General features: G+C 66.0%; 13 protein-coding genes and 1 pseudogene. 7 read left to right on the top strand and 7 right to left on the bottom strand.

All coding sequences use genetic code 11. From position 1 onward, the window contains the following. Positions 1-58: 58 nt before the first annotated feature. On the bottom strand, positions 59-2,014 hold the full coding sequence (locus NR810_RS41690) for a DNRLRE domain-containing protein (protein ID WP_257460851.1): 1,956 nt from the start codon (positions 2,012-2,014) through the stop codon (positions 59-61). A 137-nt stretch (positions 2,015-2,151) separates the two neighbouring features. On the opposite strand from NR810_RS41690, the gene NR810_RS52930 reads away from it, so the two are divergent. After that, the gene (locus NR810_RS52930; protein ID WP_407653884.1) at positions 2,152-2,544 is read left to right on the top strand and encodes an anti-sigma factor family protein; all 393 of its coding nucleotides are present in this window, start codon (positions 2,152-2,154) and stop codon (positions 2,542-2,544) included. On the opposite strand, the gene NR810_RS41685 is transcribed toward NR810_RS52930, so the two are convergent. Beyond that, on the bottom strand, positions 2,516-2,941 hold the full coding sequence (locus NR810_RS41685; RefSeq protein ID WP_257460849.1) for a DUF2325 domain-containing protein: 426 nt from the start codon (positions 2,939-2,941) through the stop codon (positions 2,516-2,518). The two genes, NR810_RS52930 and NR810_RS41685, sit on opposite strands and share 29 nt — an antisense overlap. Positions 2,942-3,326: 385 nt before the next feature. Here NR810_RS41685 and NR810_RS41680 point away from each other — a divergent pair, with 385 nt between their 5' ends. After that, complete coding sequence (locus tag NR810_RS41680; RefSeq protein ID WP_257460847.1) at positions 3,327-4,136, top strand: isocitrate lyase/PEP mutase family protein; 810 nt, start codon at positions 3,327-3,329, stop codon at positions 4,134-4,136. Positions 4,137-4,761: 625 nt separating this feature from the next. Here NR810_RS41680 and NR810_RS52925 read toward each other — a convergent pair. Beyond that, positions 4,762-4,842, bottom strand: coding sequence for a hypothetical protein (locus NR810_RS52925; protein WP_407653883.1), 81 nt, complete (start codon positions 4,840-4,842; stop codon positions 4,762-4,764). Between the two features lie 237 nt (positions 4,843-5,079). Next, entirely contained in the window at positions 5,080-6,204 is a 1,125-nt protein-coding gene (locus NR810_RS41670) for an amidohydrolase family protein (RefSeq protein WP_257460845.1), read from the bottom strand. A gap of 407 nt (positions 6,205-6,611) precedes the next feature. Here NR810_RS41670 and NR810_RS41665 point away from each other — a divergent pair, with 407 nt between their 5' ends. The 3 genes from NR810_RS41665 to NR810_RS41655 all read left to right on the top strand — a co-directional run bounded on the left by NR810_RS41665 (position 6,612) and on the right by NR810_RS41655 (position 9,404). Next, entirely contained in the window at positions 6,612-6,854 is a 243-nt protein-coding gene (locus tag NR810_RS41665; protein ID WP_257460842.1) for a hypothetical protein, read from the top strand. After that, the gene (locus NR810_RS41660; RefSeq protein WP_306818961.1) at positions 6,848-8,038 is read left to right on the top strand and encodes a non-reducing end alpha-L-arabinofuranosidase family hydrolase; all 1,191 of its coding nucleotides are present in this window, start codon (positions 6,848-6,850) and stop codon (positions 8,036-8,038) included. Before NR810_RS41665 ends, NR810_RS41660 begins: the two co-directional genes overlap by 7 nt. Positions 8,039-8,117: 79 nt before the next feature. Beyond that, on the top strand, positions 8,118-9,404 hold the full coding sequence (locus NR810_RS41655; protein ID WP_257460840.1) for a glycoside hydrolase family 30 beta sandwich domain-containing protein: 1,287 nt from the start codon (positions 8,118-8,120) through the stop codon (positions 9,402-9,404). Positions 9,405-9,419: 15 nt separating this feature from the next. Here the strand turns inward: NR810_RS41655 and NR810_RS41650 are convergent, their stop codons facing one another. Next, a complete protein-coding gene (locus tag NR810_RS41650; protein ID WP_257460838.1) occupies positions 9,420-10,037 on the bottom strand; it encodes an FMN-dependent NADH-azoreductase in 618 nt (205 codons plus the stop codon). 101 nt (positions 10,038-10,138) lie between these two features. Here NR810_RS41650 and NR810_RS41645 point away from each other — a divergent pair, with 101 nt between their 5' ends. After that, entirely contained in the window at positions 10,139-11,074 is a 936-nt protein-coding gene (locus NR810_RS41645; RefSeq protein ID WP_239470185.1) for a LysR family transcriptional regulator, read from the top strand. Positions 11,075-11,121: 47 nt separating this feature from the next. On the opposite strand, the gene NR810_RS41640 is transcribed toward NR810_RS41645, so the two are convergent. Continuing rightward, the gene (locus NR810_RS41640; protein ID WP_257460836.1) at positions 11,122-12,021 is read right to left on the bottom strand and encodes a dioxygenase family protein; all 900 of its coding nucleotides are present in this window, start codon (positions 12,019-12,021) and stop codon (positions 11,122-11,124) included. Between the two features lie 84 nt (positions 12,022-12,105). Between NR810_RS41640 and NR810_RS41635 the strand changes: the two genes are divergently transcribed. After that, positions 12,106-12,333, top strand: a complete 228-nt coding sequence (locus NR810_RS41635) for a hypothetical protein (protein WP_257460835.1) — start codon at positions 12,106-12,108, stop codon at positions 12,331-12,333. 70 nt (positions 12,334-12,403) lie between these two features. On the opposite strand, the pseudogene NR810_RS41630 reads toward NR810_RS41635, so the two are convergent. Continuing rightward, positions 12,404-12,547, bottom strand: a pseudogene (locus tag NR810_RS41630) (DNA-3-methyladenine glycosylase I); the annotation flags it as partial. Between the last annotated feature and the right edge of the window lie 131 nt (positions 12,548-12,678).

Below are 12,678 nucleotides of genomic sequence, written 5' to 3'. Positions count from 1 at the left end.
CCACCTTTCGCGAGGCCAGCCAGATGGAGACCTCAAGCCGTCCCGCGCCCCCTCCTGGCTACGGCAGCCCCACGGAGCCCACGCCCGCGTGGGTGAGCGACTCCCAGGACATCTGCAGGTCCGTGGCCTGTCCGCCCGCGCGCACCCTCGGGAGGAGCGCCGCCGTCGAGGGCATGGAGCGGCCCTTGCGCACCCCGTAGTGGTTGTAGAGGATTTCCCACGTCGGGAGGAGCTGCACCTCCATGGTGTTGTTCGGCACGCGCTGGCCGTTCTTCGTCACGAACTCGCTCCGGCGCGCGCAGAACCAGGGGTCGACGGAGATGGTGGCCTGCGCGTTGTTGTCCGGCGCATAGGGCACGAGGTAGCGCGCCATGAACTCGGCACCGGCGATGAGCCGCGTCTCCTGCTCGGAGTAGAGGTCCACCCCCTGGATGAGCGCCGTCTCCGCCGCCTGTGAGACGGAGGCAATCGACATCGTCGCGTGGCCGAAGTCCCGGCACGCCTCCATGGAGATGCCATTCACGCGCGCCGTGCCGAACTCCGTCTGGCCCCGCCAGCTGCTGAGCAGCACCCCATCCTTCCAGCGTCCGTCCGCGGTGAGCTGGTCCGGAGCGGCCACGGGCACCGCGCCATCGCTCGTCAGGTAGTAGGTCTCCCGCACGTGCTGGCGCCACATGGCGAGCGACTTGTCGAACAGCGCCTTGTCATCCGTGTAGACGGCGATGTTCATCACCCCGTTCGTCATGGAGTTGTTCCAGTTGGAGCCGCCGCCTGACCAGCCGTTGACGATGCGCGGAAGCATCGCCCGCTTCAGCATGTCACCGAACTTGAGGGCCCGCTCCTGCGGCCAGCCCGCGCCGCTGTAGCGGAGGATTTCCGCCGCGCGCGGGAAGAGCTCGGCGAGCCAGGCCGCCTGGAGCGGGCCGTTGTACGTGCTGATGTCGCCATTGACGAAGACGATGGTCTGGAGCGTGTTGGCGTACGCGTCGAGGATGCGGATGGCGGCATCCGCGTAGCGCTGGTCCCGCGTGTGGTACCAGAGCAGCGCGAGCGTATAGGCGTGCAGGGCGTCCTGCCGGGAGTCGTTGCAGCCGATGTCCGTCGTGTCGCCGCTGTTGCCACACTGCATCGTCGTCACCGGATGAGGCGTCCAGGCCGTGTTCGCGTACGTGCCACCGGCGGCCTTGCTGAACTGGCTGGCCCACGGCTGCGCACCGGCCGCGATCTTCGCCTTGACGAAGTCGAGCTGCGCCTGGGAGACGTGGAGCCCCGGGTGCACGAAGCCGGGCGTGTACGTGACGGTCAGCTGGGGGCGCTGCGCCAGCGTGGTGGCCTCGGACGAGGCGACGTCCAGCCCGTCCATGTTCGTGTCCGCGTCCAGCACGAAGCCCCGGTTGCTCGCGGGGTTCTTCACCCACGCCTGGACCGCGGCGAGGCCCTCGGCCCCGAGCGTCACGGAGTAGGTGCCCGTGACGGTGGGAAGGATCGTCCCCAACACGGTGGCGCCCCGGTCCGCCGCGCCACGAGCGCCGGGAGCACTCCACGTCGTCGTCGACGTGGCCCGGGTCCAGGTGGCCTGGGACTCGCTCCAGTCGCGGCTCGCGGCATAGAGGAAGAAGCCCTCACCGCTCGTCCGGTTCGTCACGGTGAAGGTCAGCGTGACGGACCGCACCGTCGCATTCGAGGGGATGGCGCTCAGGTCGAAGCGCAGCAGGGCGTTGGCGCTCAGCCCGGTGCCCGCCGGGCTGTCGCGGTCCATCCGCAGCACGGTGTCCCCGCCTGCGTTGGTGGACGGGGCGGTCTCCTGGAGCCACGTGTCGGTGACACCCGCGTACGAGGAAGACGGGGACACGCCCCGCTGGAAGGACACCGTCACGTCCGGGGCCAGCGCGCCCTCGCCTACCGTGACGTCATCGGGTCCGCCCGGGCTCGGGAGCCCGGGTCCGCCACACGCGATGACGGTGCCCGGAAGAAGAACCAGCGCCAGATGGCGCAGCCACATCGAGAGACACATGCTCACCTCAAGCTCCGAATTCCGAAAGAATCGAAATCCATGTTCAATCGGAGTTATCGCGCGAGGGGCCGCGCGGTTGCGTGCGCGGGACCCGGGGGTTCGTGAATCCGGACTCCTCTGATAACGTGCTTTCCCGGATGGACTGCCCGGACGAGACCACACTGAGCGACTTCCTCGAGGGGCTGCTCGAGGTGGAGCACCGGGTGCGCGTCCTGGAGCACATGGAGGGCTGCTCCGAGTGCCAGCTGCTGGTGGCCTTGAGCTCCCTCAAGCAGGGGCGGAGCCGGGACTGGAGGAGGAGAGCCCCGCCTTTGCCGCGACGGTGGAGGAGCCGAGGAAGGAGCGCACACCCCGTTTGGACTGGGCCGGGCTGCTGCGCAGGACGTTCGCCCTGGGCATGTTGCCGGGCCGGAAGACGTACCAGCTCTTCGCTTCGCACTGGCCGACCTCGACGCAGTCCGAGGCGCCGCGGCTCAACGAGCTACCGAAGCACGTGTTCTCTCAATCAGGGTCATACGTCGAAGAGGTGATGTATCTACTCGCTCGAGGCGTCGACGCTGACCGTCGATCCCTCAAGAGGATGTCGTCTCGCTGCTCACGCGGCAATTGCTCGACGAGCCCGCGCAGCGCGGAGACGGAGGCGCTGCGAAGATAGACGATGGGCGCGCCGTCCACCGCGAGGCTCCGCACCTGATCGCGGAGCGCGTGGGAGACCATGCTCACGATGATCACCACGAGCGCGACCTTGCCGAGATCGCGCCGCGCTCCCGGCGGCAGCCGGTTTTCGTAATGGCGCAGCGACCAGCCGCGCCCTTCCACGACGTCACGGTAGCGATCCGACATTCCCCCGCTGCCGCCGATAACAAGCACCGTGCGGTTCGTCTGCTCTCTCTTGTCATGATCGCGAGATCGAGGCTCTGAGGACATACCCGCCTCAATCGCAAAACGCGAGCCAACGCCCAGGCGCGCTGTCTTGCCTCGTATTCGCTGCGCACAGGGCTGATCGTGGTTTTATTCCTCGTCAAAATGTCGCTGAGCCCGAGGTGGGGGCAGTCATCTCGTCATGAGGGTGCGTCCATACGGTCCTCGCCTCATCTTCGCTCAGGAGTCACCCATACCGAGGAGGAGCGAGGCCGAACCGAGAACGAAGAGAACCGCCGCCGTCTCCAGCAGCAGCAGGAGAGCAACCAGAACAGCTACCCCCCTCGCTAGACCTCGTTCTTGGCGAGGTGGAACTGCCGGCCTCCGTGCGCGCCGCCGAGCAGCCATGCGTCGTTCTATGGAGCCTGGCGGATGAGGTAGAAGGAAACCCATGAAAACCCGTCACGACGAAGTGTTCCATGCCCTGCATGCAGAAGGTTTGTTGATGCTGTCCAACTGCTGGGATGCGGGGAGCGCCCGCATTGCCGAAGCGGTTGGCAGCAAGGCGCTTGCCACGAGCAGCGCCGCCGTGGCGTGGTCGCATGGCTTTGCGGACGGCAGCAGACTGCCGACCGACTTGCTGCTGGCGACCGTGAAGGGCATCAAGCGCGTGAGCGAACTGCCCCTGAGTGTCGATATCGAGGACGGCTATGCGTCGGAACCGGAGCGCGTGGCCGCGCTGGTGACGGAACTGCTGCGGGGAGGCGTGGTCGGCATCAACATCGAAGACGGCACCGAAGCGCCTGAACTGCTGTGCCGGAAAATCGCTGCGACGCGCCGGGCAGCAGCGGCTGCTGGCGTGAACCTGTACATCAATGCCCGCACCGATGTTTATCTGCGCCCGCTGGTCGACGCGGGTGCTCGGGTGGCGGAAACGTTGCGTCGCGCACAGCTCTACAAGGAAGCTGGCGCCAGCGGCCTGTTCGTGCCTGGAGTGCGCGAGGAAGCCGACATGTCCGCCATCGCCGCGGGTTGCACGCTGCCGCTGAATGTGCTGGTGCGACCGGGCTTCCCGTCGCCAGAACGTCTCGCGCAACTGGGCGTACGGCGCCTCAGCGCGGGATCCGATATCTCGGAGACGATGTTCAGCTTTGTCTCGAACTCCATGCGGCACTTCCTGCAAAACGGCGAAATCCTTACGCCACCGGCGCCGGCGCTGAACTATCCCGGCCTGAATGCGCTGATGGCGCGTCAGGCCTGAAGCTCCAGCATGCCGCGCTGGATGGCGATCAGCACGGCATGCTCCCTCGAGCGGGGGCGGAGCCGGGGCTGGAGGAGGAGAGCCCGGCCCTGCATCGTCGAGTGAGGATTATCGCGTCTCGCTCAACCAGCGGCGCACCTCGTCGAGGTACTCGCGCGGCAAGGTGTGTCCACTGTCGAAGGCCTTGCGAGCCTTGCGCTTGGAAGGCGCGGCCTCGAACAGCGCCTGGTTGTTCTCCGCCGTGGAGAACGGGTCGCGCGTGAGGCCAGCAGGAGCCCCACCTGGGCGCCCATGCTGTAACCCGCGACGAGCACCCGCACGTGAACGAGGCGGGAGGGGTGCGAGCGATTCTGGAGCACCTGGGCCTGCCCACGGCAGGTGCGAGGCTGGCCCCGGCGCACGGGCCCCTCCACGCCTCGTGGTGTTGAAACTCAAGCCGCCAGCGCCAACAGAGCCAGGCCCCTGCCCCGCATCTCATGGGAGGGCGGCCTGGGCCGACGTGTACCCCAAGGGGCAACGCGGCTTCTCCTCCCGCCTGGCTCACTGCTCGGGCGGGCCCCCGTCAGCGGCCCGCCTCGCCACCTCCGCTCCTCGCCGCCACCTCTCTACAGGGCTCCTATCCGTCCTATACTTTCGATGCGCTTCCAACGTCCAGGCACTGCCCACTGTGCCTGGCCCTGAGCCCGAAGAACCCATCACCCAACACTTCCAGGCGGAACCGCTGGTTGCCGCGACCATGGCACGGGAACTGGATGTGAAGAGCAGGTGGGTCATGCCAGCAGAGCGCCCGGTTATGCCCCAAGGAGGCGTGAGACGTACCGCGAGCCTGGCCCCGGCGCGAGAGCCCCCTCAGGCCACGTGTCGGTGAGGCCCTGACCTCGCGTCTGCTCGAACTGGGCTGGTTCAAGAAGGTACCGCGGGGGCGCACGCTGCTCCTGACGCCTCACGGAGAGCCCGGCCTGGCCAGGGATCTCGGCATCGGAGACAGTGGGTAGACGATCTTCCCCTGCCTCAACACCAGGCGCACGTTGCCGAGCGCCTCGATGTCCCGGGACGGGTCTCCGTCGATGACCACCACATCCGCATCCAGTCCCGGAGCGAGCCGGCCGGTCCGCGCTTCCCGGCCGAACTGTTTCGCGGGGTTCGTCGTCAGGCTCGCCAGGATGTCGCGCAGCTCGAGCCCCGCCCCCCTCAGCAGTACGTACTCTCGCCGTGGATCGTCGTCGGTCATGTAGCCCACGTCCGTGCCGAAGAGGATGCGGCCTCCGAGCCGGGCGTGGTGGCGGACCTGCTCGGCCCCCACCTGGGTGAAGCGCTCGAGCACGGCGGGCGCCTCGTTGGCGCGCTTCAGCTCCCACTCGAACAGGGAGAGCGTCGGCACGAGCGCCACCTTCCGGCGCACCATGGCCTCGTGGAGAGCGTCCGGCAGCGGGCCGGCCATCGGCGCCGTGTGCACCACCACGTCCACGCCTCCCTCCACGGCCGCGCTCAGTCCCGCCGCGTTCGTCGGGTGCGCGAAGACGGGCTTGCCGTGCGCATGCGCTTCCTCGGTCACCGCCTGGACGATGGCGAGCGGCATCACCGGAAAGGGTTTGCGTTCCGTGAGGGAGCAGGTGAAGAGCTTGATGGCATCCGTGCCTCCCGCGAGCTGCTCCCTCACGAGCACCCTGGCCTGCTCCGGCGTCCGGAGTTCCGGCAGCTTCACCGGAACGTACCGAGGCGTGCCCTCCACCGTGACCAGTGGGGCTCCCGCGGTGATGATGCTGGGGCCGGCCAGCTCGCCGGCCTCGATGCGCCGCCTCAGGGCCAGCGTGGCCTCCGGGAACGAGCCGGTATCGACGACATGGACGAAGCCGTGGCGCAGCAGCATGTCCCGCAGGTGCTGCTCGAGCTCGGACGTGGGTAGGGCCGCCGCGTCCTGCCCCCACGGCTCGGTGAAGTGAACATGGCTGTTCCAGAATCCGGCCAACAGTGTCTGGCCCGAGGTGTCGAGGACGGTCGCCCCCGCTGGAATCTCCACCTCCGACCGGGGCCCCACCGCGGAGATCCGCCCCGAGGAGATCAGCACGACTCCTTCTGGGATGGGAGTTGCGTCCGGGGACGGGTAGACCGTGCCCCCAACGAGTGCCAGGGTGGGGAGTCCCGGGTCCGTGACCCTCCCAGAGCTGGCTGGCGTCCTGCACCCCAAGAGGCCCAACACTCCGGCGACGAACAACACCTTCCAATCCATGCGCTCTTTCCTTCCGAGGTCGATGCTCCCTCCTCCCTACGTCCACGGGAGCGGGTCATTTCCTGTCTGGAACGAGTGTGGGCACTGCGGGGCTCGCCGTGGCACGGCCCCCTGCTCCAGGCCGGCGCGTCCGTTGGCGGCCTGCTCGACGTGGAAGCCCACCACCTCGCGCAGGTGCGGACGGAATCGCCCTACCCCGCCTCGCCCCCATTGGCCGCGCCCGTGAGCCATGGAAAAATAAGGGCATGAGGATGCAGCTCGGCTCCGAGGAGGAGATGCAACAGCGGCTGGCCTCCATGCCGGTTCATCACAGCATGCGCGGGCTTTTCTTCAACTCCGTGCTGGGAGTGCTGGCGTACGTGAACGAGGCGGGAGGGGTGCGAGCGATTGCGGAGCACCTGGCGTTCACTTACGAACAAGCCCATGTGAGCGCTCACAATCTGTCCTGTTCGCGCATTGACTCGTCGAAAACGACGTCATTATGGTGACTGGGACTGAAGCTCAGACGAATGGCAGTTTTGACCCAGGTCGGGCTGCATCGGGCATCGAGGCGGCTCGCCCATCAACGATGACGATGGGGACTGCAATGAGAGGAATACGCTGGTGCGCGGTGCTCGCCGCGACCACTCTTTGCCTGAGTAGCGCCACCGCCGCGGCTTCCGCCGTGGTTCGACCGTCCACGGACTCAACCCAAGGGGTGGCCACTGCGGCCGCGTTCCCATCAAGTTTCCGCTGGTCGTCCAGCGGGGTGTTGATCGGCCCGAAGTCCGACGCGTCGCACAACATCGTCGCGGTCAAGGATCCGACCGTGGTGCGCTACAACAACAAGTGGCACGTGTTCGCCTCGACCGCCAGTTCGACCGGCGGCTACAACATGATGTACACCGGCTTCGCCGACTGGTCGCAGGCGTCCTCGGCGTCTCAGTACTACCTGGACCGCTCGGCGATCGGCGCCGGGTACCGCGCGGCGCCGCAGGTGTTCTGGTTCGCGCCGCAGAACCGCTGGTATCTGGTCTACCAGACCGGTTTGCCGTCGTACTCCACTACCACCGACATCGAGAGGCCCGAGACGTGGTCGGCGCCGCGGAACTTCCAGAACTCGATGCCCGACATCATCCGTAGCAACATCGGCAACGGGTACTGGGTGGACTTCTGGGTCATCTGTGACGCCTTGAACTGCTACCTGTTCTCCTCCGACGACAACGGCCATCTCTACCGCGCGCAGACCACGGTGGCCAACTTCCCCAACGGGTTCACCAACACCGTGATGGTGTTGCAGGACTCCAACAAGTACGCGCTGTGGGAGGCGTCGAACATCTACAAGATCAAGGGCACCAACACCTATCTGCTGCTCGTCGAGGCGATCGGCAGTGACGGCAAGCGTTACTTCCGGTCGTGGACCGCCAATGGCATCACCGGTTCGTGGACACCGTTGGCGGCAACGGAGAGCAACCCGTTCGCGCGCGCGAACAACGTCACGTTCCCGTCGGGTGCCTGGAGCGCTGACATCAGCCACGGAGAGATGATCCGCTCCGGCATCGACCAGACGATGGAGATCGACCCGTGCCGCCTGCAGTACCTCTACCAGGGCAAGAACCCCTCGGCGGGCGGTGACTACAACCTGCTGCCCTGGAAGCTCGGGCTCCTCACCCAGACCAACTCCTCCTGCTGACCACGGCGTCAGCGATGATGGTTCGGTGGTGCTCCAGGCTACCGGACCGGATGCTCATCTCACAGGCGCGGGGAACAACATGAAAACGTCATTCGTACTACGGGTGGTCTTGCCTCTGCTGGGTGCATGTCTTTTCGGTGCGAACGCATCGGCGCAGAACGTCGTCATCGATCCATCGAAAAAGCATCAGGCCATTCGCGGCTTCGGCGGCATGAATGCTCCGGGCTGGATCGACGATCTGACGCCGGCCCAGGTCGATCTGGCCTTCGGCAGCGACGCCGGCCAGCTCGGCCTGTCGATCATGCGGATGCGCATCGACCCGTCGAGTTCCAGGTGGAATCTACAGGTGCCCTCAGCCGCGCGCGCGCATGCCAAGGGAGCGCTCCTGCTGGGGACGCCGTGGACGCCTCCTGCCTACATGAAGTCGAACAACAGCCTGATCAACGGCGGCAAACTGTTGCCCCAGTACTACGAGGCCTATGCGACGCACCTGCTCGGTTTCGCCAGCTACATGGCCAACAACAACGCGCCGCTGTACGCGATCTCTTTGCAGAATGAGCCCGACTGGCACCCGGACTACGAGTCGGCGGAGTGGAGTGGGACCGACTTCGCCAATTTCCTGAATGCCCAGGGCGCCAGGTTCGGCACGCTGAAGGTGTTGGCCGCCGAGTCGCTGAACTTCAACCCGGCGATGACCGATCCAATCCTCAACAACGCCACCACCAGCCAGCACCTGGACATCGTCGGCGGCCACCTGTACGGCGTGCAGCCGAAGGACTATCCGCTGGCTCGGAGCAAAGGCAAGGAACTGTGGATGACCGAGCACTTCACCGACAACACCGATGCCAATGTCTGGCCGTCGGCATTGGAGGTGGGCAGCGAACTGCACAAGAGCATGGTCGCCAACTACAGCGGGTACATCTGGTGGTACATCCGACGCAGCTACGGCCTGATCTCGGAGAACGGCAGTGTCAGCAAGCGCGGTTATGTGATGTCCCAGTTCGCGCGCTTTGTCCGGCCCGGCTCCGTGCGCATCGGTGCCACCGAGAAACCGTATTCGGACGTTTACGCGACCGCGTATGAGACGCCGGACGGCAAGATCGTGCTCGTCGTCGTCAACACCAGCACGCAGCACCGAGGCCTCAACGTCAGCGTGCCGAGCGGTCGCGTGGCCAGGTTCACCAAGTACAGCACCTCGTCGAGCCTGAACGTCGGCTACGGCGGCGGCTATCAGGCCCAGAATGGCGCGGCGTCGTTCTATGTCGATCCGCAGAGCATCGCCACGTTCGTCGGCGAGGCCACCGCGAGCGCGACCGGCGCGTCCGAGGGCGCATCGTCCCTCACTCCGTCACGCGGCGACCAATAGCTCGACCCCCGACCTCTAACTCGACGCGGCGCGCTCGATGTCGGGTTCGATCCTCGCCAGGAACCCGTCCATCGTCTCCTTGCCCATGTCGACGACCTTCGCGCCCCCGCCCGCGACGATCGTCACGTCGGTGATGCCGATCACGTTCAGGATCAGGCGCAGATACTGCGTCGCGATGTCGCGATTCCGGATCGGCGACTCTTCGGTATAAACGCCGCCCGAGGCGAGCAGTATCGTCGCCTTCTTGCCCGTGACGAGGCCTTGCCCATCGTAGCCAAGCGTCAGCCCCTTGCGCACGATGTGATCGATCCACGCCTTCAAGGCCGCCGGCACGTTGTAGTTGTAGACCGGCGTGGCGATGACGAGGTGGTCGGCGGCAAGCAGCTCCGCGACGAGCTCGTCCGACAGCCGGAGCGCCTCCTTCATTCCTGGCGAGTGCTGCTCGGGCGGCGTGAAATAGGCCTGAAGCCAGGGCGCGGTGACGAACGGGAGCTCGGTCTCCATGAGGTCGCGTTCGGCCACTTCGCCGCCTGGATGCGCGGCTCGCCATTCGGCGACGAAGCGGCGGGTCATGTTGCGCGAGATGGACTGGTCACCGCGCGGGCTGGTCTCGACGATGAGAAGCTTGGACATTAGGGGTTTCCTGTCGGTTGCATTTCGTCAACCTAAACGCCGCCTCTCCCTTGCGGGAGTGATTAAATCATGATGATCTCCATCGGCGTGGATGATGGATCATGATTGGTAACCTCACTCTGGATCAACTGCGTGTCCTCGTGACGATTGCCGACACGGGCAGCTTTTCCGCTGCTGGCCGCAAGCTCCGCCGTGCGCAATCGGCGATCAGCCAGGCCGTGGCGACGCTCGAGGACATGCAGGGGGTGTTGCTCTTCGACCGGAGCGGTCACCGACCGCAGCTGACCGAGATCGGGCGCGTGCTCGTCGAGCAGGCGCGGCTGGTGCTGGCGAGCGCGACCCGGTTCGAAGCGGTGGCGGCAAGCACGCGCGCGGGGCTGGAGCCCGAACTCGCGCTCGCGATCGATCCCCTGGTGCCGACGGCGCCGCTGATCGAAAGTCTGCGCGCGCTCAGCGGCACCTTTCCCGCTCTTCCGGTCAGCTTCTCGACGGAGGGGCTCGGCGGTTCGTTGCGGCGCCTGCGCAACGGCTCGGCCGCCTTGGCGATCTGCCTGCTCCTACCTGCCGTTCCCGACGATATCGTCGCCTACCCGCTGCTCCGGATCGGGTTGCTGCCCGTGGCGGCGCCCGCGCATCCGCTCGCTTCGCTCGGGCGGTCGGCTACGCGGGCTGACCTGGAGCCGCACGTCCAGCTCGTGCTCACGGATCCAGTCGAGCCCGGCGGCGAGAATTATGGGCTTCTAAGCGCGAGACTATGGCGCTTCGTCGATCTTGGACGGCGTCTCGACTTCCTGCTTGCCGGCTTCGGGTGGTGTCGCATGCCCGAGCATCTCGTCGCCGAACCGATCGCTGCCGGCCGGCTGACGCTGCTCCACATCGATCAGGATACGACTCCGCGCGACGGGCTGACGATCTATGCGGCCCACAGACGTGATCGAATGCTCGGTCCCGCCGGGCGCTGGCTGCTCGAGGACCTGAGACGCCGCCTCGAGATCGAGCGAGCCCCTGGCGCTCGACCTGAAGCTCGCCATCGGTAATGGGGGTCGCTCATCCGGGAGGGTGCCGCGCCATGCTCCTATACGCCTCAATTCTCCGGGGAGAGCATTTCGGAGGGGAAGGTGTTTGGGTCCGCGGGATTGACGCCCGACTTCATCAACGCCTTGACGTGTTCGCTGCTGGCATCGCACAAGGGAATGCCCGTCGAGGAGCGGACGATGAATGTCTTCCAGGCCAGCAGCGCACCATCCGACATCTTCCGGGTTTGGAGCACGAAGTCACCCTGTTTGTCGGGTGCCGCCGTCTTGTCGGTTGAGTTGCGCGTGTCGCGTACGCCACGCGTGTTGTAGAGCGCCTGGGTGCTCAGGATGTCGTCGTTGAGCGAGTCCTCGAAGTAGAGTTGAGACGTCACGCTCTCGGTGCCCGCGATCCTGATGGTGAAATGGATATGCACGGTCCGGCTCTTGTACCAGCCAGGAAAGCAGGTATTGAAATCCACCCGGCCCTCGTCGTTCGTTGTCTGCACACCCCGGAACCAATGCGCGGCTCGCGCCTTCTCGTCATGGGGATTGCAGAGCGGGTGCTGATCGTCGCCTGAATAGACGCCCTCGGGTCCGGCATGCCAGATATCCACGCTCGCCCCCGGAACGGGCTTGCAGGTCTCATCCAATATCCGGAACGCGAGCCGCACGGGCAGCCCCGCGTGACCCTCGCTGATGTCCTTGCGCACCTTCGTGCTCCCATAGCAGGGGCCCACGACCTGCTCGCACGTCAGCTTGCACGCCGCTCCCACCTGGGAAGTGAAGGGATTGGGGTAGGCACTGGCGCCGGTCATCGCGGCGGTTCCTCCGGTGGCCCAGCCCTTCCCCACCTGCTTCGCGGGTTGCTTCGCCCACGCCAGGAAGCGGGTAAGGGGAAGCGCCACCACCGCCAGACCCATCGCGCCGAGCAGCCCCCGGCGCGTCATGCTTTTTGTTTTCGTGCTCATCTGCATTTCGTCAATCTAAACGCTGCCTCTCCCACGCGGGAGTGATTAAATCATGATGATCTCCATCGGCGTGGATGATGGAGCATGATTGGCAACCTCACTCTCGGCGCGGGCTTCGCGAGCGTGGAGCTCGCGGGCGCAGGCATCGTCTACGGCGTCGGCACGGGCGACACGGCGGGAGCCGGCATCATCGAAGCCACCGGAGGCAAGGGCCTCGTCTTCGACGTCGTGGGGCCCATCAACTGGCTCGCGGTGATGCCGGTCAACGGCCTGGATTTCGACGAGGCGCTCGCCGCGGCGAAGACCTGGTAGAGAGCAAGCGCTTCCACGGAGTGAACGAAACCTTCGTCGAAGGATTGCGGCAGGATGCGGAAGCCGAGCGTCAGCGCCCGGGGCGCCTGAAGGTCTCCCGCGCACGCTCGACCTTGGACCTCGTCATGCAGGCGTCGACATGATCGTTGACCAGTCCCATGGCCTGCATGAAGGCATATACCGTCGTTGGCCCGACGAACTGCCAGCCTTGCTTCTTGAGAGGCTGTTGAACTGGGCGGCCTTATCGCTCCAGGCATGCCGATGAGGACGTCTAATTCTTCGTAGATGCGATGGGGCGCAAATCCAAGACACACGTCCCCCCTATGCGTTCGCGCCTACCAAGCA

The sequence above is a fragment of the Archangium lipolyticum genome (assembly GCF_024623785.1).
In the GTDB taxonomy this organism is placed as follows: Bacteria; Myxococcota; Myxococcia; order Myxococcales; family Myxococcaceae; genus Archangium; species Archangium lipolyticum.
This window is presented reverse-complemented; position numbering and strand designations above follow the sequence as displayed.

What these genes read in the sequence shown, in the direction of transcription:
- NR810_RS41685 (WP_257460849.1), bottom strand. Translation starts at nt 2,941, where the DNA reads ATGTCCTCAGAGCCTCGATCTCGCGATCATGACAAGAGAGAGCAGACG.
- NR810_RS41665 (WP_257460842.1), top strand. Translation starts at nt 6,612, where the DNA reads ATGAGGATGCAGCTCGGCTCCGAGGAGGAGATGCAACAGCGGCTGGCC.
- NR810_RS41690 (WP_257460851.1), bottom strand. Translation starts at nt 2,014, where the DNA reads ATGTGTCTCTCGATGTGGCTGCGCCATCTGGCGCTGGTTCTTCTTCCG.
- NR810_RS41645 (WP_239470185.1), top strand. Translation starts at nt 10,139, where the DNA reads ATGATTGGTAACCTCACTCTGGATCAACTGCGTGTCCTCGTGACGATT.
- NR810_RS52930 (WP_407653884.1), top strand. Translation starts at nt 2,152, where the DNA reads ATGGACTGCCCGGACGAGACCACACTGAGCGACTTCCTCGAGGGGCTG.
- NR810_RS41640 (WP_257460836.1), bottom strand. Translation starts at nt 12,021, where the DNA reads ATGAGCACGAAAACAAAAAGCATGACGCGCCGGGGGCTGCTCGGCGCG.
- NR810_RS41655 (WP_257460840.1), top strand. Translation starts at nt 8,118, where the DNA reads ATGAAAACGTCATTCGTACTACGGGTGGTCTTGCCTCTGCTGGGTGCA.
- NR810_RS41660 (WP_306818961.1), top strand. Translation starts at nt 6,848, where the DNA reads ATGGTGACTGGGACTGAAGCTCAGACGAATGGCAGTTTTGACCCAGGT.
- NR810_RS41635 (WP_257460835.1), top strand. Translation starts at nt 12,106, where the DNA reads ATGATTGGCAACCTCACTCTCGGCGCGGGCTTCGCGAGCGTGGAGCTC.
- NR810_RS41680 (WP_257460847.1), top strand. Translation starts at nt 3,327, where the DNA reads ATGAAAACCCGTCACGACGAAGTGTTCCATGCCCTGCATGCAGAAGGT.
- NR810_RS41650 (WP_257460838.1), bottom strand. Translation starts at nt 10,037, where the DNA reads ATGTCCAAGCTTCTCATCGTCGAGACCAGCCCGCGCGGTGACCAGTCC.